24 protein-coding genes are annotated in these 23,022 nt (G+C 60.7%); 15 read left to right on the plus strand and 9 right to left on the minus strand.

The window, feature by feature from the left end; all coding sequences use genetic code 11:
- Positions 1–291 precede the first annotated feature (291 nt).
- Entirely contained in the window at positions 292–696 is a 405-nt protein-coding gene (locus P8X48_05280; GenBank protein MEJ2106727.1) for a TraR/DksA C4-type zinc finger protein, read from the minus strand.
- A 69-nt stretch (positions 697–765) separates the two neighbouring features.
- A complete protein-coding gene (locus P8X48_05285; protein MEJ2106728.1) occupies positions 766–1,968 on the minus strand; it encodes a molybdopterin molybdotransferase MoeA in 1,203 nt (400 codons plus the stop codon).
- Positions 1,969–2,084: 116 nt separating this feature from the next.
- Between P8X48_05285 and moaB the strand changes: the two genes are divergently transcribed.
- The 6 genes from moaB (at position 2,085) to P8X48_05315 (ending at position 9,409) form a co-directional block, all read left to right on the plus strand.
- A complete protein-coding gene (gene moaB / locus P8X48_05290; protein ID MEJ2106729.1) occupies positions 2,085–2,609 on the plus strand; it encodes a molybdenum cofactor biosynthesis protein B in 525 nt (174 codons plus the stop codon).
- A complete protein-coding gene (gene moaC / locus P8X48_05295) occupies positions 2,602–3,084 on the plus strand; it encodes a cyclic pyranopterin monophosphate synthase MoaC (GenBank protein MEJ2106730.1) in 483 nt (160 codons plus the stop codon). Before moaB ends, moaC begins: the two co-directional genes overlap by 8 nt.
- Positions 3,085–3,187: 103 nt before the next feature.
- Complete coding sequence (locus tag P8X48_05300; protein MEJ2106731.1) at positions 3,188–3,388, plus strand: DUF2892 domain-containing protein; 201 nt, start codon at positions 3,188–3,190, stop codon at positions 3,386–3,388.
- A 137-nt stretch (positions 3,389–3,525) separates the two neighbouring features.
- Positions 3,526–3,741: a DUF2892 domain-containing protein gene (locus P8X48_05305; GenBank protein MEJ2106732.1), complete on the plus strand. Its 216-nt coding sequence runs from the start codon at positions 3,526–3,528 to the stop codon at positions 3,739–3,741.
- 174 nt (positions 3,742–3,915) lie between these two features.
- Complete coding sequence (locus P8X48_05310; GenBank protein ID MEJ2106733.1) at positions 3,916–7,422, plus strand: FAD-dependent oxidoreductase; 3,507 nt, start codon at positions 3,916–3,918, stop codon at positions 7,420–7,422.
- Positions 7,423–7,567: 145 nt separating this feature from the next.
- Positions 7,568–9,409, plus strand: a complete 1,842-nt coding sequence (locus tag P8X48_05315; GenBank protein MEJ2106734.1) for a GGDEF domain-containing protein — start codon at positions 7,568–7,570, stop codon at positions 9,407–9,409.
- Here P8X48_05315 and P8X48_05320 read toward each other — a convergent pair.
- The 4 genes from P8X48_05320 to rimI form a co-directional block, all read right to left on the minus strand.
- Complete coding sequence (locus P8X48_05320) at positions 9,406–9,951, minus strand: glycine cleavage system protein R (protein ID MEJ2106735.1); 546 nt, start codon at positions 9,949–9,951, stop codon at positions 9,406–9,408. The genes P8X48_05315 and P8X48_05320 overlap by 4 nt on opposite strands.
- 72 nt (positions 9,952–10,023) lie before the next feature.
- Complete coding sequence (locus P8X48_05325; GenBank protein MEJ2106736.1) at positions 10,024–10,821, minus strand: RMD1 family protein; 798 nt, start codon at positions 10,819–10,821, stop codon at positions 10,024–10,026.
- Positions 10,818–12,320 (minus strand): RimK family protein, encoded by a 1,503-nt coding sequence (locus P8X48_05330; protein MEJ2106737.1) that lies wholly within the window; start codon positions 12,318–12,320, stop codon positions 10,818–10,820. Before P8X48_05330 ends, P8X48_05325 begins: the two co-directional genes overlap by 4 nt.
- A 3-nt stretch (positions 12,321–12,323) precedes the next feature.
- Positions 12,324–13,448 (minus strand): ribosomal protein S18-alanine N-acetyltransferase, encoded by a 1,125-nt coding sequence (rimI, locus tag P8X48_05335; protein ID MEJ2106738.1) that lies wholly within the window; start codon positions 13,446–13,448, stop codon positions 12,324–12,326.
- A gap of 139 nt (positions 13,449–13,587) precedes the next feature.
- On the opposite strand from rimI, the gene P8X48_05340 reads away from it, so the two are divergent.
- The 9 genes from P8X48_05340 to P8X48_05380 all read left to right on the plus strand — a co-directional run bounded on the left by P8X48_05340 (position 13,588) and on the right by P8X48_05380 (position 20,606).
- Positions 13,588–15,285, plus strand: coding sequence for a M14 family metallopeptidase (locus tag P8X48_05340; protein MEJ2106739.1), 1,698 nt, complete (start codon positions 13,588–13,590; stop codon positions 15,283–15,285).
- Positions 15,286–15,373: 88 nt separating this feature from the next.
- Positions 15,374–16,078 carry a hypothetical protein gene (locus tag P8X48_05345; GenBank protein MEJ2106740.1) on the plus strand — a complete coding sequence of 235 codons (705 nt, stop codon included), beginning with the start codon at positions 15,374–15,376 and terminating at the stop codon, positions 16,076–16,078.
- A gap of 150 nt (positions 16,079–16,228) precedes the next feature.
- Positions 16,229–17,086: a cytochrome c oxidase assembly protein gene (locus P8X48_05350; GenBank protein ID MEJ2106741.1), complete on the plus strand. Its 858-nt coding sequence runs from the start codon at positions 16,229–16,231 to the stop codon at positions 17,084–17,086.
- A 5-nt stretch (positions 17,087–17,091) separates the two neighbouring features.
- A complete protein-coding gene (locus tag P8X48_05355) occupies positions 17,092–17,703 on the plus strand; it encodes an SCO family protein (GenBank protein ID MEJ2106742.1) in 612 nt (203 codons plus the stop codon).
- A 164-nt stretch (positions 17,704–17,867) separates the two neighbouring features.
- On the plus strand, positions 17,868–18,743 hold the full coding sequence (locus P8X48_05360; GenBank protein MEJ2106743.1) for a cytochrome c oxidase assembly protein: 876 nt from the start codon (positions 17,868–17,870) through the stop codon (positions 18,741–18,743).
- A gap of 25 nt (positions 18,744–18,768) precedes the next feature.
- A complete protein-coding gene (locus P8X48_05365; protein ID MEJ2106744.1) occupies positions 18,769–19,224 on the plus strand; it encodes a copper chaperone PCu(A)C in 456 nt (151 codons plus the stop codon).
- Positions 19,221–19,877 (plus strand): SCO family protein, encoded by a 657-nt coding sequence (locus P8X48_05370; GenBank protein ID MEJ2106745.1) that lies wholly within the window; start codon positions 19,221–19,223, stop codon positions 19,875–19,877. The genes P8X48_05365 and P8X48_05370 overlap by 4 nt, the downstream gene beginning before the upstream one ends.
- Before the next feature lie 119 nt (positions 19,878–19,996).
- A complete protein-coding gene (locus P8X48_05375) occupies positions 19,997–20,236 on the plus strand; it encodes a hypothetical protein (protein MEJ2106746.1) in 240 nt (79 codons plus the stop codon).
- A 22-nt stretch (positions 20,237–20,258) separates the two neighbouring features.
- Positions 20,259–20,606 carry a hypothetical protein gene (locus P8X48_05380; protein MEJ2106747.1) on the plus strand — a complete coding sequence of 116 codons (348 nt, stop codon included), beginning with the start codon at positions 20,259–20,261 and terminating at the stop codon, positions 20,604–20,606.
- 525 nt (positions 20,607–21,131) lie between these two features.
- On the opposite strand, the gene P8X48_05385 is transcribed toward P8X48_05380, so the two are convergent.
- From P8X48_05385 to P8X48_05395, 3 genes are all read right to left on the minus strand, one after another.
- Positions 21,132–21,551 (minus strand): DUF1761 domain-containing protein, encoded by a 420-nt coding sequence (locus P8X48_05385; protein MEJ2106748.1) that lies wholly within the window; start codon positions 21,549–21,551, stop codon positions 21,132–21,134.
- Positions 21,552–21,560: 9 nt separating this feature from the next.
- On the minus strand, positions 21,561–21,911 hold the full coding sequence (locus P8X48_05390; protein ID MEJ2106749.1) for a pentapeptide repeat-containing protein: 351 nt from the start codon (positions 21,909–21,911) through the stop codon (positions 21,561–21,563).
- Positions 21,912–21,992: 81 nt separating this feature from the next.
- A partial coding sequence (locus P8X48_05395; GenBank protein ID MEJ2106750.1) for a patatin-like phospholipase family protein occupies positions 21,993–23,022 on the minus strand: 1,030 nt, incomplete at its 5' end.

Genomic DNA, 23,022 nt, shown 5'->3' on the forward strand with positions numbered 1-23,022 from the left:
CCGGAAATGACTGGCGGTACAGCAAGCGCAACCGGTCCGATCGCACCAGTAGCGATAAATCCGGAACAGTCTCCTGCCCCTTTTGGATTGTGTCAGTCATAGTTCAACTGAGAATCAGGATATCGTGCACTACTCAAACTATAGCAGTAACCTAACACACGTGTAGGCGGGAGGGTGCAGCTGATTCTGTCGGGACCGCCTGGAGTCGGAGCAAAGGTTCCAGCAATCGCCAGAAGTTGCCAGCGAAAAGGTACCCGGAGAATCTCATTCCCGACAGCCCGGGAACAGGTGCTAGAGGCTCGGCGTTGAGTCCTTGCGGCCTCGGTTGCCTTCCTGCTCGAATTTCTCCTGGCAATTCACACAGCGCAACGCGGTAGGCATGGTTTCCAGGCGTTCGAAGGGAATCGCTTCACCGCAGTCGACGCAATCGCCGTAGGTACCGGACTCCACGCGCAGCAACGCCGCATCGAGATCACGCAGTTCGTCGTATTCGGCGACCAGGTGGGCGACGTTGAGATCGGCAAGTACATCCGCCACGGCATCATCGCCGCTGTCGTGTACACGATCCATGTTCTCCACCAGGTTGGCATGGCCCTCGCGGCGCAACGCATCCTCGAGACCGTCTCGCAGGACATCGCGCCCCGCGCGCATGTCTTCCTTCAGGGCCTGCAATTGCTGCTTGCTCAGGTCAGTCATGCCATTTCTCCAGTTCGTGTTCGGCCCACTATCTATATATATAAAGGTAACGCGTACAGCCCACGCGGTCTATTCAATATCCAGGGTCAGGGGCAACACTGCAACCCGCGCACCAGCGGCGTGGCCACTGCTGTCGTGTTCCACCCGCATGAGACCGTTGGTATCGCGCAAAGTGCCCAGCATATGCGAGCCCTGACCGGGCAAGGCGGTGGCGTGCAGCACGCCATCCTGCACGTGAAGGCGTGCGCGCAGAAACTCGGTTCTTCCTGGCGCATGGCGGACGTCGTTATCCGCGATCGCCTGCAGGACCAGGCGATGATACGGAGCGTGGTACCACGCCAGTACCGCCGGCCGCACAAACAGTTCGAAGGTGACCAGACTGGAAACCGGATTCCCTGGCAAGCCGAAGAAGTGGGCACGCTCGCCGAGATGACCGTGGGCCAGGGGCTTGCCCGGCTTGACGCGCACCTTCCAGAAATGGATCTCGCCGATCTCGGCGAACACCTCTTTGACCAGGTCGTGGTCGCCCACGGACACGCCGCCACTGGAAACAATGAAGTCATAGTCGGCCGCCGACTGCAGGCGCTCGCGCACGGCTTCGGGCCGGTCTTCCACCGTGCCGCCATCATCTACCTCGCAGCCCAGGGCCTGCAGTTGCAGGATCGTCGCCATGCGGTTGGACTCGTAGATTTGTCCCGGCTTGAGTGGAGTGCCCGGCGCTACCAGTTCATCGCCAGTGGCAAACACCAGTGCCCGCGCCGGCTGAAACACTTCGGGCCTGGCCACGCCGGCGGCGGACAGCAGCGCGAGATCGCGGGCGTTGAGTCTCTTGCCGACAGGAAACAGCGGGCTACCGGCTGCGAAGTCCTCGCTGGCATGGCGTATGTTCTGCCCCGGCTGAACCGTGCGCGGCAAATGTATACGATCCCCTTCGATGCGCACGTCTTCCTGGATCACCACGGCATCGGCGCCCGTCGGCACGGGCGCGCCGGTGAAGATGCGCATGGTGGTTCCGGGTTTCAACGCCGGCGGCGGGTCACCGGCACGGGACTCGCCCGCCAGCGGGAGATGAAAATCCTCCCGCACCAGATCGACGGTGTTGACCGCGTATCCGTCCATGGCCGAATTGTCAAAAGCGGGATTGGCCACCACGGCGGCGGTCCCGGCACCCAGATAGCGGCCATGGGCCTGATCGAGATAGACCGTCTCGGTGTCCTGCGCCTTGCGAATGCCGGCAACGATCTCCGCCTGGGCCTGTTCCAGTGTCAGCATGCCAATGATCCGTACAAGCGATTCCCCTTGTGCCGGCGATAGTATCACGGCGACGCGCGACGCTGCGCCTGACCTCGCTTATACTCTGTCTCCCGAACCGAACGGGAAATTCTTCAATGGGCAAAGCCGAACGGGTCTTCGTACCCCTGAACGTCGCCATCCTGACTTCCTCGGACACGCGTACGCCGGAGACCGATACCTCGGGCGACCTGGTTCAGGAGCGGTTGCTGGCGGCCGGCCACGAGGTGGCGGGCCGGAAGATTCACGGTGATGACCTCGCGGGCCTGCGCGAACTCGTCCAGGGCTGGGTCTCCGATCCGGGGATCGACGCCATCATCACCACCGGTGGTACCGGCCTGACCCAGCGCGACGTCCTGCCCGAGGTAGTGGAACCAATGTTCAGCAAGGCCATCCCCGGCTTCGGCGAGTTGTTCCGTATGCTCTCCTTTGAGGACATCGGCACCTCCACCATTGAGTCCCGCGCCGTGGCGGGCGTCGCCGACGGCACACTGATCTTCTGCCTGCCCGGTTCCACCGGCGCCTGCCGCCTCGGCATGGACCGCATCATCCTGCCCCAGATCGACGGCCGCACCGGGCCGTGCAACCTGGTGGCCCTGCTGCCAAGGATTCGTCATGAGTAAGCTCACCCATTTTGATGAACACGGACAGGCCCATATGGTGGACGTGGGAGAAAAGGAAAAGACCGAGCGTCGTGCCGTGGCCGAAGGCCGTATTCGAATGCAGGCCGAAACCCTGGAGCGTGTCCGCCAGGGCGAGCACGAGAAAGGTGACGTGCTGGGCATCGCCCGCGTCGCCGGCATCATGGCGGCGAAGAAGACCTCGGAACTGGTTCCTCTGTGTCATCCCCTGGCCCTGACCTCGGTGAATGTGAATTTCGAGGAGGAAGACAATCCGCCGGCGGTGCACTGCGTCGCCACAGTTGCCACCCGCGACCGCACCGGCGTGGAGATGGAGGCCCTGACCGTGGTCCAGATCGCACTGCTAACCATTTACGATATGTGCAAGTCCGTAGACCGGGGCATGACCATGGAAGGAATCCGCCTGCTGGAAAAATCCGGCGGGAAATCCGGGGAATGGAAGCATTCCCAAGGCTGATCGGGATTTTTACCCCACACTCTTCGAAATCGCCGTCTACTCTAAAAATGGTGACCGAACAATCGTCCGGTCCGCGGCATAAGTGTATTCGAGGAGTATTGTCATGTATGAAAATGTCGGGCCCACAGAACGATTTCTGCGCATTGTCGTTGGCCTCGCCTTGCTACCCATGTTTGTTTATTTCGAGGGGAATCTCCGCTGGGTCGGCCTGATCGGTGCGATCCCCCTTCTGACCGGTATTTTCAAGTGGTGCCCCGGATATTTCCTCCTCGGCATCAAACTCGAAGACGCGAAGCCAGAATAAATTCGACGCCAGTTGGAACAAATACCTGTATCAGGGCCGGGGTCTTGCTCCCGGCCTTGTTTTGATGCCGTTTGACCTGAATCAAAGCCAGCGCCGGGGCCTGTGCTAGAGTGCGCTCAATCGTTCCGGAGGCAATCATGGTCAAAAACGTTGGTACCGCAGACAAGGTCATCCGTATCGTGCTCGGGGTTGCGCTGATCGCCTTGATCTTCATCCTGCAGGTCCCGATAAAGTGGGGCGGACTGATCATGGCGGTTGTCGGGGTTGTCCTGATCGCCACCGCTCTCATGAACTGGTGTCCGATCTTCCGGATCCTCGGGATCAGCAGCCGCAAGGGATCCTCCGCAACGTAAACTCCTCCTCCTGAGCTTCCGGCCGCCGCGTCCCATCCCCGGGGCGCGCGCGGGCGGCATCTTGCACGCCTACCGGAAAGAATGCAGGGATTCCGTGCGCAACCGCGATGCTGCCGCTACAATAGCGCCCCCGCGAACACCTGAACGAATAAACACGCTACGGGATCGGTTTTCATGTCTAAACTCAAACTGGGCCTGCCAGGACTTGGCTATCCCGACCTGCGCACGGTCGCGGGCCTGCAGAAACTGGATGAACTGTTCCTGCAACGGCTGACGGAGCAGGACGCCGACCTGGCGCGTCGCCTGCAAGCCTACCGCGACGGGGAGATCTCCGTCCCCCTGGAAACAAGCGAGCTGCTGCTGGCCTGCGCCCCGGTTCTGGAGGAATTCATCGCCGAGTTGTTTGGTATCCGCGAGGCAATGGAAGAACTGCTGCGGGATACCCTTTCCCACGACCCGATATTCGCCTTCAAGAAGCTGTTCGTGCTGCGCCGCGCGCGCCGGCGACTGATGAAGAAAGACGTGGACGAGAGCTTTGCCGAACTCGACGCCTGGCTGGCGAATGCACTGGAGGCCGGGGGCCTGACCGATGACGACCGGGAACTGGCCATTGCGCGCTACGGCCAGCAACTGCTGGACGACAAGGACAATCAGGCCGATGCGATCGAGATGCTGACGCGCTGGTGCGTCCGCGCGCTCACCCTGCCGGAGGGCCAGGATGCGGTGCGCGGCTGGGTCAGCTTCCGCCTGCCACAGCCGGTGGACCACAATGCCCTGGTTCCGACCGAACCCGTTCCGGGCGACCAGGCAGGCCGCACGGTCATCCCCATACATCGCTACCGCGACGGCTTCGGCCTCACAGATCCGCGCATGAACCAGCGCGCGGTACAGGGGGAGGTCGACTACTGCATCTACTGCCACGACCATGACGGTGATTTCTGTTCCAAGGGCTTCCCGGTGAAGAAAGGCGAACCGGAACAGGGATACAAGACCAACCCCCTGGGCGTGGACCTGGTCGGCTGCCCCCTGGATGAAAAGATTTCCGAGATGCATCTCCTGAAGAAGGAGGGGCACACCCTCGCCGCCCTCACCATGATCATGGTGGACAACCCCATGGTTCCGGCCACAGGCCATCGCATCTGCAACGACTGCATGAAGGCCTGCGTCTATCAGAAGCAGGATGCGGTGAACATCCCGCAGATCGAAACCCGGGTCTTGACCGATGTGCTCAATCTTCCCTGGGGCGTGGAAATCTATGACCTGCTTACGCGCTGGAACCCGCTGCGCCGCGAGGCACGCATCGCCAAACCCTACAATGGACTCAAGGTGCTCATTGCCGGCATGGGCCCGGCGGGCTTCACCCTCGCCCACTACCTGACCCTTGAAGGCTTTGCCGTGGTCGGCATCGACGGGCTCAAGATCGAACCGCTGCCGCAGGAACTGATTGATCAGCCGATCCGCAACTACAGTGACATCCAGGAAAAGCTGGACCAGCGCATTCTTGCCGGCTTCGGTGGCGTCGCTGAATACGGTATCACCGTGCGCTGGGACAAAAACTTTCTCAAGCTGATCTATCTCACCCTGATGCGTCGCCCGCGCTTCCAGGTCTTCGGGGGGGTCCGCTTCGGTGGCACCCTCACGGTGGAACAGGCCTGGGACGCCGGCTTCGACCATCTCGCCATTGCCGTGGGCGCCGGCCTGCCCCAGGCCCTGCCCATCCCTGGCAGCCTGGCTCCCGGCATGCGCATGGCCGCCGACTTCCTCATGGCACTGCAACTTACCGGCGCCGCCAAGGACAGCAGTCTAGCCAATCTGCAGGTGCGCCTGCCAGCGGTGGTAATCGGTGGCGGGCTCACGGGTGTAGACGCCGCCACCGAGGTTCAGGCCTATTACCTCGTACAGATAGAGAAAATCCTGCACCGCTACGAGATCCTGGTGAAGGCCTACGGCGAGAAGAACGTCCGCGAGGGACTGGATCCCCTGTCACTGACAATCCTGGATGAGTATTTGGAACACGGCCGTGCCGTGCGCGCCGAACGTAAACGCGCCGCATCAGCCGGCAAGGAACCGAAACTCCATGCCCTGGCACAGCAATGGGGCGGCGTCACCATCGCCTACCGCCGGCGTATGCAGGATTCCCCCGCCTACCTGCGCAATCACGAGGAAGTGATCAAGGCCATGGAGGAAGGCGTGATGTATGGCGAGGGCCTGAGCCCGAAGGCGGCGCGCCTCGATGCCGACGGTCAGGTCGATGCCCTGCTGTGCGAACGCGTATCTTTCGATGCCGAAGGAAAACCGACCGACGAGCGCGAAGAGATCGAGCTGCCGGCACGCACGGTGCTCGTGGCCACAGGCGCAAAACCCAACATCGCCTACTACTTCGAGCACCGTGGAACTTTCGAACTCAACGAACGCAACTATCAGACCAACCGGTTCGAGAACGGTGCCCTGCAGCCGGTCCCGGTGGCGCCACACGTCAAGGACGCGGCCTTCGGTGCCTTCACGTCCTACGACCGCGACGGTCACCGGGTGAGCTTCATCGGCGATACCCATCCGGTATTCAATGGCAATGTGGTCAAGGCCATCGCCTCGGGCATGCGCATCTACGGACGCATCATCGAGACCTTCGGCGAGCGCGCCCATGCAAGCGGCGACGAAAATGAATATGTTGCATTCCGCCAGACCATGGAAGAACAGCTGCAGGCAAGGGTCGTGAGTGTGGAACGCCTGACGCCGCAATCCGTGGAAGTCACGGTGCGCGCACCACTGGCGGCGAAACGCTACCAACCGGCGCAGATGTTCCGTCTGCAGAACTATGAAACGCTTTCTCCCCTTGTCGAGGGCACACGCCTGCAGACCGAGACCCTGGTACTGACCGGATCCCGCGTGGATCCCGAGGCCGGAACCGTTTCCGTAATCGTGCGCGAGCGCGGTGCCAGTTCGCGACTGTGCGCCACCCTGCGCCCCGGCGACCCTCTGATTCTCATGGGGCCGGGCGGCAACAAGTCCCTTATACCGGAGAATGAAACCGTGCTGGTGGCGGGTGACTGGCTCGCGGCCGTGGCCTTGCGCTCCCTGGGCCCGGCCTACAAGGCCAGGGGAAACCGGGTGCTGTTCATGGTCAGTCTGCCGAACGCGGACGAACTGTTTTGCCGCGAAGAGCTGGAGACCTGTACCGACTCCATCGTCTGGGTGACGGAAAGTGGCAGGCCGGTGGAGTCACAACGCGCGCAGGACGCCGCCGCCACCGGTGATCTGGCGGAGGTCATGTTGCGCTATGCCCGGGGTGAACTGACGAGCGGGACTCCGGCGATTCCATTCGAACAGGTGGACCATATTCACATCACCGCCGACCGCCTTCTTCTGCGCGCGATTCAGGAAGCCCGGCGAGGCCCGCTTGCGCAGTCCTTTGCCCGCAAACCCAAGGTCACGGGTTCGGTCTACAGCAGTATGCAGTGCATGTTGAAGGGGGTTTGTTCCCAGTGCCTGCAGTGGCAGGTCGACCCCGCCACCGGTGAACGGACCAAGGCGGTTTTCGCCTGCTCCTGGCAGGACGAGCCGCTGGATCTTGTGGACCTGCAGGCGTTGACCGAACGCCTGTCTCAGAATCGCCTGCAGGAACACCTCGCCAATCGCTGGCTGGACTACCTGCTGGAACATGGCGGGGTGGAACGGGTCTAGAATTGAGCCGCAAACCAATCCCCGGGCCGGGGCGCGACCCTCCAAAGACTGGCATATTTCCGATTTATCCGATTTTACTGGAATTTGACCAACTGCCTGGGATATATTCTCCACCCGTTTTCGCGCGCCTCACGGAAGAGCATCCATGTCGCACACCCATATTTCACCCGACAAGACTGCCGAAGAGTGGGAACACGAGCGCATTGCCATCAGCGATGCCCTGCTCGACGCGACCGCCAGCCTTGCCACCGGCGATACCGTAGACGCTGTATTGCGTACCACATGCAATGCGCTGGTCTCGGCATCCTCCCATATTCGTCTGGCATGGAAATACCTCGGGCCCTATGACGCGGAGACCATCGTCCCCATGTACACCGTCGGCCCGGAAAAGGACTACGCCGACGGTCTGGCACTTGCCAACGACAAAGCCACCCAAAGCGGTCCGACCCGTACTTCCCTGCGCACACTGAGGCCCGTAATTACGGTAATCCGCACTTCCGAACCCTTCGCCCCGTGGCGCGAACGCGCCATGGCCCACGGGCTGGAGGCCTGTGCCTCGTTTCCCTTCGGAAATCGTGAGTCAGACATCCGCGGTGCGGTCGCGATCTACGTGAACCGGGAGGACTATTTCGAGCAGGTTGGTCTCGAACCGTTTATTGCATTCGCGAATCTGGCCCAGGCCGCGTTCGACCAGGCGCTCCTGCGCGAGAAGCTGGAAGAACTGGCGACCTTTGACGCCATGACCGGGCTCCTCACGCGCCACACCCTGCAGCAGATGATGGAGCACGAGCACGCCCGCGCCCGGCGCCGGGAGTCCTCCTACAGTCTGGTGCTGTTCGATGTGGACCGATTCAAGGTAACCAACGATCATTTTGGACATCAGGCAGGCGACAAGGTACTCGTAGGCATCGCGGAAATCACAAGAGACTTCTTGCGCGAGAGTGACCTCGTCAGCCGCTGGGGCGGAGAGGAGTTTCTCTGTCTTCTGCCGGACACGGGCATCGATGAGGCAAGCACGATTGCCGAACGCCTGCGGCGTGAGATCGCAACGTCCGATATCCATATCGACAGCCAGGATCGAACCCTGCGGGTAACGATAAGCGCGGGGGTCGCCAGCTATCCGGACCATGCCGAGATGCTGCGCGATGTCCTCAACACGGCTGATGCTGCACTGTACGAGGCAAAGCGTTCGGGTCGGGACCGGGTGATCTCCGGCGAAAGCGGGCGGCATCAAGTCTTTTCGATCGCGGGAGAGCTGGAAGACGCTATCAAGACGAAGCGCATGGTCGCTGCATTTCAGCCCATCGTCGACCTGAAGACCGGCGACATCGTTGGCGAGGAAGCGTTGGCGAGGCTACGCACCGAGTCGGGAGAACTGCTCGAGGCCGGCCGCTTCATCGAGGCCGCGGCCCAAATGCAGCTGACCCACCGGATCGACCAGGAAATCATCCTGCAGTCCATGGACCGGTGCGTACTGCAGGTCTCTACCGGCATGCCCATCAACCATTTCGTCAACGTCTCGCCGGAATTGCTTCGACACCCGCACCTGGTTCAGAGCATCCTGGAGCAGGCCCAGGTCCGCTGCCAGTGCGTGGCCGGGCAACTCGGGGCGGAGAAGCCCCTGGTCATCGAAATCACCGAACGGGAGTTCCTGGGCGACACGGCCGTTGCCCGCGAAATCCTCGCGCCGCTGATCGATTTCGGCTTTCGCATCGCCGTGGATGACTTCGGCAGCGGCTATTCCTCGTTCCAGTACCTTGCCGACCTCCCGGTTTCCTTTCTCAAGATCGAGGGCAGCCTGGTGCAACGGGTCAAAAGCGAGCCGCGCGTTCGGTCCATTCTTCAGGGTATCCGTGATATCGCCGGGGAGCTGGATCTGATCACGATCGCGGAATATGTAGACAACGAAAAGACGGTGGATGTCCTGCGGGAGATCGGCATACATCTGGCCCAGGGATACTACTTCGGCCGGCCCGAAATCCACTAGTACTTCGCGGAACCGGCCTTTACGGGTTCCATCACCGCATCCAGGTTCAGTTCATCACAGAAATCCATGAACTCGTCGCGCAGTCGCGCGATGTGAATCTCCGCGGGAATGCTGATCACCAGCGCAAGGGAGAACATGGGCGTGCCCGTATGGGCCGCGGCATAGCTACCGGTGGACATCTCCTCGATATTGATCTGGCGATCGGAAAAGAATGCTGCCACGTCATGCACGATCCCCGGGTGGTCCATGGCGATGACATCAACCATGTAGGGAATCGTGCCGGCTCCCCGGGCCCGTTCGGCAGTGCGCCTGACGGTCACCGTCAGTTCGAGGGAGGACTCGAGCTTCGGCACCATGGCCTCGATCTTGGCGATCGCATCCCAGGTACCGGAGATCATCACGATCAGGGCAAACTCCTCTCCCAGCACCGCCATGCGGCTGTCCTCGATATTGCAGCCACTGTCGAGAATGGCTCTGGAAAGCCGGTTCACGATACCCGGACGGTCAGCGCCCAGGGCCGACAGTACGAGGAGATTTTTCATGACGTTACCCGGTTCTGGTCCGAAGGCCCGGATTCTAGTGGCTTCCACGGCCGAAGACGAGTCTTTGCGCGCCTATCCAAGAAATTTGTCCGCCAGGGTGATGACGATCTCGAGCACGATGAGAATCACGATATACCACTCCACCCGCAGGGATCGCTGATTCTGCAGAATGCCCGACAGGGTTTCGGCGGTGCGGGAGATCAGCATGAGTTTGCGGTCCAGCGCGACATGCCGCTCCTCCAGTTCGTACTCGTCTTCCAGTCGTGCATACAGCCGCTCAAGTTCCGGATGTTCCCATAGCAACTCCGGTTTCTCGGAGACCCCAACCCGTCCGACCATCTTGCTCTCGATGGTCAGCATGTCGCCGATATACTTGAGCAACTCCCGGCCCTTGTGCCCGGTGCGTCCCGCCTGCTTGAGATTGGTTGCCAACGGTTCCACGCGATCGAACTGGGAAGCGATGGTGATCTCGTAGTGAGCCAGTACCACGCTCTTCGCCAGAACGTCGGCCACCAACTGCAGGCGCTGGATGTCTACAGAGTGCAGGCGAATGCGGGACGCCTCGACGCCCTCACTTTCGCCTTTCTGAACAACCAGCGCAACTTCCTCGGTCTGCGGTTCCTCGATGGGCTCAATGATGAGCCGACGGATATCCTGCAGGAAACCCACGGCCTCGGCCGCCGTGAGCCCGAAGAACACGGCTACGCCGTAACGGAAAAGCACCGCAGCGCCGCTGGCGCCCGCACGCACCGCAAGCGGGCCGGTGGCGAGTTGCTCAAAGTGTTCGAACGCACGCAAATCCAGACGCTGGCCGACATACATGGCCACGGCCTGGATGTCTGCACGTCCCTCGAACAGGCTATCGTTCATCCACGAACCCCTTCGCGCCGCAACTCGTCGATACCCAGCAACTCATCCAGGCGACGCACGAATTCTCCAATGATGCGCCGGTACAAGTCCGCGCCCAGGACACCATCTTCCACACCAGTCTCCACGTTCGGATTATCGTTTACCTCGATCACGTAGATTCGTTCTCCTACCTGTTTCACGTCGACACCGTAGAAGCCATTACCGATCAGGGACGCCGCCCGACGTGCCGCCTCGACCACCCCCGCTGGAACGTCCTCCACGCGCCAGGCCTGGTATCCGCCCTCGGTGGCTCGACCCGAGGGCCCGTGTTTGACGATCTGCCAATGGGCCGGTGACATAAAATACTGGCAGGCGAACAATACCTCGTTGTTGAGGATGCCGATACGCCAGTCGAATTCCGTATAGAGATATTCCTGGGCCAGAATCAGGTCCGACTCGCGAAACAGGCTGGCCGCGACCTCGTTCGCCTGTTCCGGGTCCTCTACACGGTAGATGCCACGCGAAAATGAACTGTCCGGAATCTTCACCACAGCCGGATAGCCGATGTTATCGTCGATGGCCAGGGGTTCGCCCTTGCGCAGAATCACGGTGCGCGGTGCCGGAATCTGGTTCGCCGCCAGCAATTCGGCAAGATAGACCTTGTTGGTGCACTTGACGATGGAATCCGGATCATCGATCACGACCATACCTTCGGCCTCGGCCTTCTTCGCGAACCGATAGGTATAGTGATCGATGGCCGTGGTTTCGCGTATGAACAGGGCATCGTACTCCGCCAGCTGGTTGTAGTCCTTTTTCCGAATCAGGTCCACGCTAACACCCAGTTTCTTGCCGGCGTCGATGAAGCGACGCAATGCGCCCATATTCGAAGGCGGGAGTTTCTCATCCGGGTTGTACAGCATGGCCAGGTCATATCGTGACTGCACCCGCGGACGTGGGCCACGCCAACGACTTCCCAGGTAGCTTGCCAGACTCTCGGTGAAGAACGACCGCTGTTCCGGCTTCAGCGCATTCAAATGCACGGGCCGCAGACTGTGGATCTGCCATTGCCGTTGCCGGCGGAATTCCACACGCAACAACGGGCAGCGTACGGAGTCGAACAACTGGCGCGCCAGTTCCTGCAGTTCGCGGTCTTCGCACTGGCCGAAGAACACATGGGCCTCGAACCGGTCCTGCGTCCGGTTCTGCGGGTGTTTTCGGAGGGCCCGGTGCACCAGCTCGTCCAGGTCTCCCACATTGAGACTGTAGATCGCCTTGCTGCTCAGGTCCGTGATCGTCCGGATCGACGGGACAACCTTGTGTCTTCGAGCCTCCGCAAGCAACGAACAATAGTAACCCGTGGACAAGTAACGATAGCTGCGGCACAGGTTGATAATGCGTGTATCCCGCGTCCTGAACCGGTCCGGCCGCGACAGATAGTCCTTGGCTGTCACCACGGTGACATCGGGCAAATTGCCCTGCCAATCCTTCAGGTTCTCCACCAGGATAAGATGGGAAGCCATTGCCTACGCCCTCTTCCTGCGCGGCACGGCGATCGTGCGCCGACGCCTGAGAATCAGCACCGCTTTCTGTCCGGCCTTGCCATAGCGCGCCATGCGCTCGAAGTCCGTCTGCAGAATCGGCATGTTGATATTGTCGGTCGGACTCTTGCCCGATTCGTAGTCAACGTAGGGATCATGCACGTAGATGTATTTCTCGTCGAAGCCGGTCACCACGACCCAGTGCGGGAATTTTTCGCGATAGATCCGGTAGGAACTGATCAGCACGATGGGAATGCCGCCTTCATTGAATTTCTGTTTCATTTCCTCCACGTTCAGCGCGCCGTGGTGAACCTTGACGGGCAACTTGCTCAGCTCGTTGAGGAAATCCTCCTGGACCAGGCGCATGACTTCCTTCTTTTCCTCGTTTCGCACCGAGTCCACGAACATTACACCGGGTTCATTGACGTAGATCTCGACATCGAAACCCATGCGGTATGCCGACAGGGCCATGCCATAAGGTCCGCACCCGCCGTGTCCCGAGGTCATAAAGATGGTCGTGGACTCACGCCACAGACGCAGCTCCAGCGTACGGTCGAGTTCAATCGAGGGATCCAGGGCCTTCATGGCCATCAGCAGGGCCGAGGGTCCACAGGTGAAGTCGAGGGTCTGTTCATAGTACGGAACACGCACCATCTCCGGTTCCAGGTGTGGCGCCAGCGATTTCTCGTAGCGCAAGGCATCCATGTGATCCTCGTAGTAGTCCGGCAGACTGCCAAAGCGCCGGTAACCCAGTTTCTCGTACAGGCGAATCGATTCCGGATTGTCGCTGCGAACCTCCAGCCGGAGGGTGATGCAGTCACGGTCCCGGGCCACGGCTTCAGCTGCCTCGATCAGCTGCGCACCCAGACCGTGGCCACGGGAGTCCGGGTCCACGGCCAGGGAATAGAGCCTCGCCAGGGACGTGCCGGTATTAAACAGCAGCATGACATACCCCAGCACCCTCCCCTCTTCTTCAAACACAAGGGTCTCGGCATTGGCCCGGGTCAGGAGGTAACGAAAGCTGCGTCGGCTGAATCGGTCGACAGTGAAGGAACGGTTCTCAATGGCGACCAGGGCATCCAGGTCCTCCGGCCGTGCAGCGCGTATCATAAATCACCTTTATATAAGGTCGACCGCATCGTGGCAGTCGAATCGGCCATTGGATAACGCATGCGGTTTCCGGTTCCGTATTTCGAAACGGCAACGGCGCGACTATACTCGCGCCGATTGCCACTGCAACTGAAAAATTATGGTCGCGAAGAACTTCGATCACTACCCCCGCTACGAGGAGCTGAGCCGGCGCCTGCAGGAATACGCCGCCAGCCGACCCGAACTCGTTCGCCTGGAAAGCATTGGTCGAAGCTTCGAAGGGCGCGACATCTGGCTTGCCATAGTGACGCGCTTCGAAACCGGTGGCGACAAGGACAAGCCGGCCCTGTGGGTGGATGCCAACCTGCACAGTGCCGAACTCGTGGGTTCGGTCGCCGCCCTGAATCTGATTGACATGCTGCTGCAGGGCCATGGCAGCGACCCGGACATCACCCGCTGCCTGGACAGCCGTGTCTTCTATATCTGCCCACGGGCCAACCCCGATGGCGCCGAGTGGGCACTGGCCGATACGCCGCGCCTGGTCCGTTCCGGCACCCGCCGCTACCCGTTCGAGGAGGACCCTGCCGGCGGAGTGGCAACGGAAGACGTAGATGGCGACGGCCGCATTCTCAGCATGCGCGTGCCCGATCCCAACGGTCCGTGGAAGATCTGCCCGGAGGAACCGCGCCTGATGGTGCGCCGCGATCCAACGGAGACCGGTGGCAGCTACTTTCGCCTTCTCCCGGAGGGGCGGGTGGACGAATACGACGGCTTCACGATCGCACTTCGGCCACCAGCGGAACGACTGGACTTCAACCGCAACTTCCCCAGCCGCTGGCGCGGCGAGCACGAGCAGGAAGGTGCGGGAGACTACCCCTCGTCGGAACCGGAGGTACGCGCCCTCACCGCGTTCATCGCGCAACATCCAAACATCTGCGGTTCCGTCTCCCTGCACTCCTACAGCGGGGTACTGCTGCGTCCGTACTCCTATCGGCCGGACGAGGACCTGCCGGCAGAAGACCGCTGGATCTTCGAACGCATCGGTGCCGAGGGAACTGCGCTGACCGGCTATCCTGCGGTTTCGGCGTACCACGAGTTCCGCTACCACCCGCAAAAAATCATTACCGGAGCGATGGATGACTGGATGTATGAGGAACGTGGAGTTTATGCCTGGACTATGGAAATCTGGAGTCCGCAAAACCAGGCCGGAATTGGCGAGTACCGCTTCATTGACTGGTACCGGGAGCATCCGCTGGAAGATGACCTCAAGCTCCTGTACTGGAGCGATCAGGCGTTGAAGGGCGAAGGCTACGTCGACTGGTATCCCTTCGATCATCCCGAGCTCGGCAAGGTCGAGCTGGGCGGATGGAACCCACTGTACTCGTTCTGGAACCCGCCACCACACCTTTTGAAAAAGGAGATAGACCGCCTGCCGCGCTGGCTGCTTTGGCACAATCTGATCTCGCCGCGACTGGAGTTACTGCGTGCCGAGAGCACTGCCCTTGGCAACAACCACCATCAGGTGCGGCTTGCAGTACAGAATACGGGCTGGCTCCCGAGCGACGTCACGCGCCATGCGCGCGATCGCAAGATGGTCCGGGGCGTGGTCGCGGAGATCGGGCTGCCCGACAACGCCCGCCTCGTCGCGGGATCGCTTCGGCAACAGGGTGGGCAGCTTGAGGGCCGCGCCGGCAAACCTTCTTCGCCCTCTGGCTGGGCCGGCCAGGCGGCCGACGCCACCGATGACCGGATGGTCTTCGAATGGATAGTCCATGCCCCCGACGGAGGAACGGCGGACCTTGTGGCGCGGCACGAACGCGCCGGTTGCGTTCACGCAAAAATCGGCCTGCGCGCCTGATGTTCCGTCGCGCCAACCAGGAATTCCGGAGGACAGATGGCGCGGGGGGATGCTATTTTCTTGCGGACGATCCACTGACGACAAGACCTTGACCGCGATTGAAGCAAGAACCGTTCTTCAGTTTCTCCGGGCGCGCGCGTTCGGCTGGTATGTCCTGTCCATCTTCATCCTGATCGCCGGGATCAAGTTGTCGCTCGACTACTACCCGAGAAACTTCAACTGGCTCTACACGGTTGCATCATCCCTGGGCTCCGCACGCGACAATCCGTCGGGTCGAGTCTGGTATACCTCCGCGCTGGGACTGGCCATGCTGCTGCAATGGCCGTACGTCTCCGCCCTCAGGAAGCGCATCGGCGCTTCGGCCACAGGCCTGACCCGGGTTGCCCTGGCGTCGTTGGGTACCGGCATCGGCGCGGGCATCCTGCTTGGCTTGCAGGGCGTGTTCGTACCTGACTTGTCCGAGTGGATTACCAAAGGTCACGAGATCATCGCCCTGGTGGTCTTCTCCAGTCTGCACCTGGGCATCTTTCTGCTTCTGGCGCAGGCCATGTGGCGGCGAAAAATCTTTGGTGTATCGGCGGTGATCGTGGTCCTGCCTTTCCTCGCCATTGCCCTCAGCCAACTGTTTCTCTGGCTGGCGCAACGCAACATCGGCTGGGTCGGTCAACAGTGGGAGAAGACCGGCATCCCCTTGTGGCTGAGTTTTGCCTTCTGGCAATGGCTGTCCATCGGTTTCGTTATCATCGGTCTGGGCCTGCTGGTCCTGATCCCGCCAGCCAGGGATACGGCCTGAAAATCCGGACCCGGTGCGTGTCCTGCGCAAATTCCGTAAAGCCCCCGTTAGCGGAGCCTGAAAAACGACTCCCCAGGCATCGACGCGCCGCCAGTCGGGGTGTAGGATTGCGGCCCGCAGCGCTACCGCATTGCCAGAACCTGATCACTCGTGTCATCACTTGCAAGTATCGTCACCTTCTTCACGCCGTGGGACATCTCGCCAACGGTAATGTTGGTTTGTGCCGCATCGGTCGTTTTCTACATCCGTGGCCTGGGCCGGCTGCATGAGGGCGACCCCGCCGGGGCATGGCGCGCGACGGCCTTTCTGATCAGCGTGATCGCGATCTATCTTTTCATGCAGACCCGTCTGGACTACTGGTCGCAGCACATGTTTTGGGTACATCGCCTGCAGCATCTGGTGCTGCACCACGCTGCGCCGTTCCTTATCGCTCTTTCCGCACCCATGGTGGTACTGAAACGCGGCACACCCGTATGGTTGCAGGAGCGGGTACTGTCACCCATCTGGCACCTTCCCGTGGGTCGCGTCCTGTACCGGATTCTGCAGAATCCGGTCGTCGCATCGGTCCTGGTTGTCGGACTGATCGCCTTCTGGTTGACGCCGTCCATTCATTTCAAGGCCATGCTCAGTGTCGAACGCTACAAGGTAATGAACTGGAGCATGCTACTGGACGGCCTGCTGTTCTGGTGGCTCATCGTCGGACCACCAAAGCAGTCGTCGTTGAAACCCCTGCACTACGGGGTGCGCATCGTGATTCTGTTCCTGAGTATCCTGCCACAGATTCTCATCGGAGCCTGGATCGCCCTTGCACCCAAGATCCTTTTCGACGTGTACAACGTGTGCGGCCGCGCCTGGCCCATCGCGCCCATGACCGATCAGGAGATTGGTGGTCTCATTACCTGGATCCCGTCGAGCATGATGAGCGTCATCGCGCTGCTCGTAGTGCTCTATCGCTGGATGCGCCATACCGAAGACGAATATATGGCGAGTATCTCTAAGAAGGAGTAAGTGCCATGCCTGTCAAAACGAACTCCCGCGCCCACTTCCTGATTCACATCCTGTTGGTCCTGCTTGTCTCCACGGGCCTTGCCGCGTGCAGCAAGGACGTCAAATGGAAGCTGTTGAACCTGACCGGCGTGATGCCAAAGCTGCAATTCAATCTGCATGATGATCAGGGGCAGCCCGTAACCGCGGACAAGTATCGCGGCAAGATCGTCATGCTGTATTTCGGCTACACCCATTGCCCTGACGTATGTCCCACCACCATGGCCAAGATGGCACAGGCCCTCTCGTCCCTGGGCGCGGACGCGGAAAAGGTGCGCGTACTGTTTGTGAGCGTCGACCCGGCACGCGACAAACCCAAACAGCTGAAGAGCTATACCGCCGCTTTCAGCCCGGAGATGGATGGCCTGAGCGGAACCCAGGAGCAGCTGCGCACCCTGACCAAGCGCTATCGCGTCACCTATGGACTGGGCAAGCCCGACAAGGAAGGCAACTACGAGGTTAGCCACAGCAGCGCCGTGTTCGTCTTCGACACCAAGGGAAATACCCGGCTCATGGCGCAAAGCGACACTACCGCCGACGCCATGGCCCACGACCTGCGCCTGCTCATTGCCGGGTCCTGAGGGGGCGATCAGCAAATTCGCTGCGGTTTTTCCCGTGAAGGCCGCGTCAAAGCCAAGAAATTGGGTCAACAAGGATCGACCTGTTTGCCCTGCTGCGTGTAGGATAGTCAGCCCGGCGGCAATCATCCCGGCCGCCGGCGACACGATAACTAGAACCAATCCCCATGGACCTGAGCCTGGATTCCGTCATCGCGTTCATCCTGCCGTGGAAGTTTTCTCCCACGGTCGCCATCGTCAGCGCCGCCGCCATTCTGGTTTTTGGCCGCGGCCTGGTTCTCCAGTGGCGGGCCGGGGAGCACGCCGGAGCCCTTCGCATCGCGGCCTATTTCGGCGGGGTCCTTTCCTTCTATGCATTGATGCAGACACGGCTGGACTACTGGGCCCTGCATATGTTCTGGATGCACCGCGCCCAACATGCGGTACTGCACCACAGCGCCCCTTTCCTGATCGCACTCTCGGCCCCCGGAGATGTCCTGGTACGCGGTACCCCCGAGGTATTGCGTCGCCGAATTTTCGCCCCGGTGTGGAACACGACCGCAGTGCGCCGCACCTACGATTTCATCCAGACTCCGGTGGTGGCGACGATCCTATTCATCGGCATCATGGGTTTCTGGCTGCTGCCGGAAAACCATTTCACGGCCATGTTGAGTGACGAGGCCTATCACGCCATGAACTGGAGCCTCGTTATCAATGGACTGCTGTTCTGGTGGGCAATGCTCGTACCATCGCGTAATGCCCACGCCGGCTGGAATGGCTATGGCTGCTGCATTCTTCTTCAGTGGGTAGTCATCATGGCCATGATCGCCATGGGATTTGTCATCATGTACAGCGAAGACATCATTTATGCCGTCTATGCCATCTGCGGTCGCCTGTGGTCACTCTCGCCCATGGGTGACCAGGCCCTGGGCGGAATGATCACCTGGATGCCGACCACCGTAGTCAGTGTGCTCGCCGCGCTGGTGTTGTTGTCCCGCTGGATACGGGAAAGCGGGAATGATCGGGCAACAGACCCGGTGCCCGCAATATCTGCCAAAGCGTAAATTTTTCAACAGCAGGGGAAATACGATGAACCATTCAATCAGAAGGTATCGGCTGGCTCCGTGGCTCGCCGGTGTCGTCCTCGCGATCTGCGCCGGCGGCGCCATGGCCGCCCCGTCAGTCAACGTCCAGCATGCCCGCATTCGCCTGCTGCCCGGTGATCTTCCGCTTGCCGGCTATTGCGAAGTGAAAAACACGGGTAGCGCAAAGGTCACCCTGACTGGCGCATCGAGTCCTGCCTTTGGCGGCGTAATGATGCATCTGAGCATGCACAAGAACGGCGAGGCCAGCATGAAGATGGTCGACAAGATCGACATCGCCCCGGGCAAGACCCTGCGCTTCGCTCCGGGTGGCTACCACCTGATGCTGATGAACCGCAAGCACAGCCTGAAAGTGGGAGACGTGGTGCCCATCACCCTTCACTTCAGCGAGGGCATGGATCTGGAAAAGAAGTTCCGTGTCGGTGGAGCGAATACACAATGAGGGCGCGCGGACAGAACCGGACCCGTGGCCTGCGGATCCCGGCACTGTTCACCATGGGACTCCTGACGGGTCTGACGGCCTGCGGCAAACCGGATTCGAATTCGACCGTTGCAATCCAGGCACCGGTTCAGCATTTCCGTCTCTCGAACATCACCGGCTCCACGGATTCGCTGCAGTTTGATCTGACCGATTCCGCCAGCGGCAAGCAGGTGAACGCCGACACTTACCACGGAAAATTCGTGCTGGTCTATTTCGGCTACACCCATTGTCCCGATGTCTGCCCCACCACCGTGGCACGCATGGCCCAGTCTCTGAACCAGCTCGGTGAGAGGCTGGCGAAAAAGGTTCAGGTCCTTTTCGTCACCGTGGATCCGGCCCGGGACAGCGCCACGATCATGGCGGCCTACGCCCATAACTTTGGGCCGCATATTGCCGGTCTTCGTGGCACCGACGCGCAGATCCAGCGCATGGCGAATCGCTATCACGTGAGCTATGGCATCGGCAAACGCGACAAGAGCGGAAACTACGAGGTCGCACACAGCAGCGCGATATTCATCTTCGGACCGGACGGCAAGGCCCGACTCATGGCCAAGGCCACGGATCCTGCCTCATCCATCTCCCACGACCTGCGCATGCTCATGGACGGCGCGTAGATCCGACCGTAGATGCATTCCCACTTCCCGCCAGCCGGGTCCCGGCTATACTGTGCCGAACAGCACCTCAACGCGGGTCCGCCCGCGATCAATCCGATTCACAACACAAGGGGATAAGAATGATTGGAGTCGCCGCGTATCTCAAACAGGAACCCGACGGAAAGGTGCGGCTGCTGCTCGCCGACGTCGAATCCATCGGCGAAGGAGAAAATCCGGACTGGCGGCATCGCGCCTTCTTCACCTCCGCCGACTATGACGCCATGGCGCTGGAAGAATTCTCCCTGAGCAAGGACCAGTTCGCCGAGATTGGCGAGAATCTCGTGCTACGACTGCTGACCCTGGCGAAGGCACCAGAGTGAACCAGACGCAAACGCACGACACATGTACAGCAAGTTGAAAGCCGCGTGTTTTCCGGCGGCCGACGCACCGCCGAAACAGTTCCGGATCTCCGGGGCCATATTCCTGGTCGTGGCACTAATCGTAGGCGGCACCACCTTCGCCGCGGTCATGCAGAGCGGTTATACCAGTCTGGTGCCCGTAGTTCTGCTCATTCCAATCGTCGTCTGGCTTATTGGTGTACATCGAATCCTCTGGGGCGGCACAGCTGCGCAAAACCGCTCCCTGAGCGCGGGACGGGTCGTCGTCACAGTCGTACTGGGCTACGGAAGCCTGATGGTCGTCAGCGGGCTGCTTGGTGGACTGGTCGGGCTCATCGTGACACCCACATAGAACCGCTGCTGGCCATCGCTGTCCGCGAATTCGGATCTCTGGGCACCACATGATCGAACTTTGCGACACAATAGATATCGATGTTCCCCCCGAGATCATTTGGGCCTGGTTTCAGCACTTGCCGGAGCACTACAAGGAATGGCACCCGGACCACATTAGCTGTCGCTGGCTACACGGAGAGGCGTTTGAACCGGGGGCGAGAATGGAGGCTGTTGAGCGCCTTCATGGCAGACGTCATCGCCTGCGGTTGACGATGACCGGTACCAGGCCGGTTCGGCGCGTACAATACCAAATCTATCCAGGTGTTCGCGGGAGCCTGGCGGCGATACCGACCGAGACCGGCTCGAGATTCACGGCAAAGATCGAAATCGGTACGCACTTGCCGATACTCGGCCGGATCATCGATAGGATGGTGCGCCTAATTCTTGCTCCCCACCTTGAAGCGATACGTCAACATCAGGCAGAAGAAGGCGTTAACCTCAAGACAATCCTCGAGCGTCGCCGGTAGCAGTCGCCGGAGGCTGTCTACGCCCACGCCGCCAACAACCCACCCATGAACAAGAGGTACAAAAACTCCCAGGCGCTGTCGATCAGCCACGCGGCCAGCGGCTTGTCGGAGAAGCGGTTGTTAATGAGGCCGGTGGGGGCGACGATTGCCACCCACACCATCAAGCCCAGCTGAAGCCCTTTTGCCCAGGTATCGTAGCCGCCCCAGATGGCCAGAACCGAAAGGGCCAACGACATAAGAAGGTAACTCGCCGCGGAAATGAGATAGGCAGGCAGCGCCCGGCGGCGCATGGCAGCGGCCTCTTCCGGGCTGTAGCCATAGGCCTTCATCCAGATGCGACCAAACAAGAACGGCGAATGCCACAACGCACCCACGGCCATGGCCACGACGACGCATACCGCCACAGCGGCGTAGTTAATCAGTCCGAACGGAGGCATGGTCTCTCCTCACCCGTTTTGTCGATAACGCATGCGCGTACCGCGCACGACCGAAAGCTGAATCTCATCTGCCGACAGCTCCGCAGGGAACCAGGCGCCGGCGATGCGTGCGCCGTGGAGGCTCGCGCCCTCCAGGCGCGCCTTGCGCAAATCAACACCTCGCAGATCGGCCTGACGGAAATAACAGCTACTGAAGTCGATACCGTCGGCCTCCAGGCCCTGCAGATCGACCCCGCGAAAATCGCAGCCGCTCAGATCCACAACCGTGCGCTTGCGTTTTTCTTCATTGAAGATGTCTACATTCCCTTCTCGCAGCAACTCGTACAGCGGATCATCAGGAATTTTCGGTGACTCGCTCATGATGAACCTCGTGTGGTTTCCGTATAGTTCAGGACGACCGCATCTTACGCCAAGCGCGACCGTGATGCAGCGTCTTCGCGCTCAGGGCGCGAGGAACTCCGCAAGTTCACGCCGTTTGGCCATGGCGTCGGCATAACCCAGTCCGATCAACTCCCGGGTATACGCCTGCTCGAACAACAAATAACTGATGAGATTCGCGCCCTCGGCATCCCGCGCCCCTATTCCACGCAGCAGGAAACGCACCGTCCACGGCAGTTGACGAACGTGCCGCTGCGCCATTTCCCCCAACTCGCGGCTCGGCGAGACCACCAGGGTATCCACGCGACGCAGCTTGACGCCATATTGGGTCAAGCGCTTCTGCGGAATGGTCGCGAGCGTGTGATTGATGCGGTGCAGACGCTCCAGGTCGATATCCATGCTGTCGAGAAAAATACTGTTGAGAATATGACCGGCGACATGGGCCAGGGATGGATACATCGGCTCCTCGTGGCGCACCGGTTCCGCCTCCCGTTCCGGGGTCACGCCAATCACCATGATCCGGTCGGCACCCAGGTGCATGGCCGGGCTGGTGGGCGCCGTCTGGCGCATGGAGCCGTCGCCATAGTACTCGCGGTTCAGGTGAACCGCCTCGAATACAAAGGGAATGGCTGATGAAGCCATGAGATGATCCAGTCCGATTTCGTCGATCGAGGTCTGGATCTCACCAAAGGGAAGATAGTCCGTGAGCAGTTTCTTCAGCGGCGCACGGTCGAGCAGATGGGAAGGATTGTGACCGCCGAGGCCACCGGCCATGAACGCCAGCAACCAGTGGAAGGCGGTGCGGGCAATGCCGAAGGCGTCTGTGCGAAACACCTGGTCGGAGGAGAAATGCGCCCACACGCGATGCAAACGACGCACGCCACGCTGAAAATTGACAGCATAGGCGGCCAGGGCGGCGGCATTGATGGCCCCCGCCGAAGTTCCGCAGATGATCTGGAACGGGTTGGGGGCGCCCTTGGGCATCACCTCACTAACCGCCTTGAGGACGCCCACCTGATACGCGGCCCGGGCCCCGCCACCGGTCAGTATCACGGCCGTTTCCGGTTTTTCTGACGCCTGGCTCATCTTGTCC

It is taken from the genome of Acidiferrobacteraceae bacterium (genome assembly GCA_037388825.1).
In the GTDB taxonomy this organism is placed as follows: Bacteria; Pseudomonadota; Gammaproteobacteria; order Acidiferrobacterales; family JAJDNE01; genus JARRJV01.

Excerpts from the sequence above, each read along its gene's own strand:
- P8X48_05330 (MEJ2106737.1), bottom strand. The coding sequence starts at position 12,320 with ATGGCTTCCCATCTTATCCTGGTGGAGAACCTGAAGGATTGGCAGGGC.
- P8X48_05310 (MEJ2106733.1), top strand. The coding sequence starts at position 3,916 with ATGTCTAAACTCAAACTGGGCCTGCCAGGACTTGGCTATCCCGACCTG.
- P8X48_05305 (MEJ2106732.1), top strand. The coding sequence starts at position 3,526 with ATGGTCAAAAACGTTGGTACCGCAGACAAGGTCATCCGTATCGTGCTC.
- P8X48_05370 (MEJ2106745.1), top strand. The coding sequence starts at position 19,221 with ATGAGGGCGCGCGGACAGAACCGGACCCGTGGCCTGCGGATCCCGGCA.
- P8X48_05375 (MEJ2106746.1), top strand. The coding sequence starts at position 19,997 with ATGATTGGAGTCGCCGCGTATCTCAAACAGGAACCCGACGGAAAGGTG.
- P8X48_05325 (MEJ2106736.1), bottom strand. The coding sequence starts at position 10,821 with ATGAACGATAGCCTGTTCGAGGGACGTGCAGACATCCAGGCCGTGGCC.
- P8X48_05355 (MEJ2106742.1), top strand. The coding sequence starts at position 17,092 with ATGCCTGTCAAAACGAACTCCCGCGCCCACTTCCTGATTCACATCCTG.
- P8X48_05380 (MEJ2106747.1), top strand. The coding sequence starts at position 20,259 with ATGTACAGCAAGTTGAAAGCCGCGTGTTTTCCGGCGGCCGACGCACCG.
- P8X48_05360 (MEJ2106743.1), top strand. The coding sequence starts at position 17,868 with ATGGACCTGAGCCTGGATTCCGTCATCGCGTTCATCCTGCCGTGGAAG.
- rimI (MEJ2106738.1), bottom strand. The coding sequence starts at position 13,448 with ATGATACGCGCTGCACGGCCGGAGGACCTGGATGCCCTGGTCGCCATT.
- moaB (MEJ2106729.1), top strand. The coding sequence starts at position 2,085 with ATGGGCAAAGCCGAACGGGTCTTCGTACCCCTGAACGTCGCCATCCTG.
- P8X48_05320 (MEJ2106735.1), bottom strand. The coding sequence starts at position 9,951 with ATGAAAAATCTCCTCGTACTGTCGGCCCTGGGCGCTGACCGTCCGGGT.
- P8X48_05390 (MEJ2106749.1), bottom strand. The coding sequence starts at position 21,911 with ATGAGCGAGTCACCGAAAATTCCTGATGATCCGCTGTACGAGTTGCTG.
- P8X48_05285 (MEJ2106728.1), bottom strand. The coding sequence starts at position 1,968 with ATGCTGACACTGGAACAGGCCCAGGCGGAGATCGTTGCCGGCATTCGC.
- P8X48_05280 (MEJ2106727.1), bottom strand. The coding sequence starts at position 696 with ATGACTGACCTGAGCAAGCAGCAATTGCAGGCCCTGAAGGAAGACATG.
- moaC (MEJ2106730.1), top strand. The coding sequence starts at position 2,602 with ATGAGTAAGCTCACCCATTTTGATGAACACGGACAGGCCCATATGGTG.
- P8X48_05300 (MEJ2106731.1), top strand. The coding sequence starts at position 3,188 with ATGTATGAAAATGTCGGGCCCACAGAACGATTTCTGCGCATTGTCGTT.
- P8X48_05340 (MEJ2106739.1), top strand. The coding sequence starts at position 13,588 with ATGGTCGCGAAGAACTTCGATCACTACCCCCGCTACGAGGAGCTGAGC.
- P8X48_05365 (MEJ2106744.1), top strand. The coding sequence starts at position 18,769 with ATGAACCATTCAATCAGAAGGTATCGGCTGGCTCCGTGGCTCGCCGGT.
- P8X48_05315 (MEJ2106734.1), top strand. The coding sequence starts at position 7,568 with ATGTCGCACACCCATATTTCACCCGACAAGACTGCCGAAGAGTGGGAA.
- P8X48_05385 (MEJ2106748.1), bottom strand. The coding sequence starts at position 21,551 with ATGCCTCCGTTCGGACTGATTAACTACGCCGCTGTGGCGGTATGCGTC.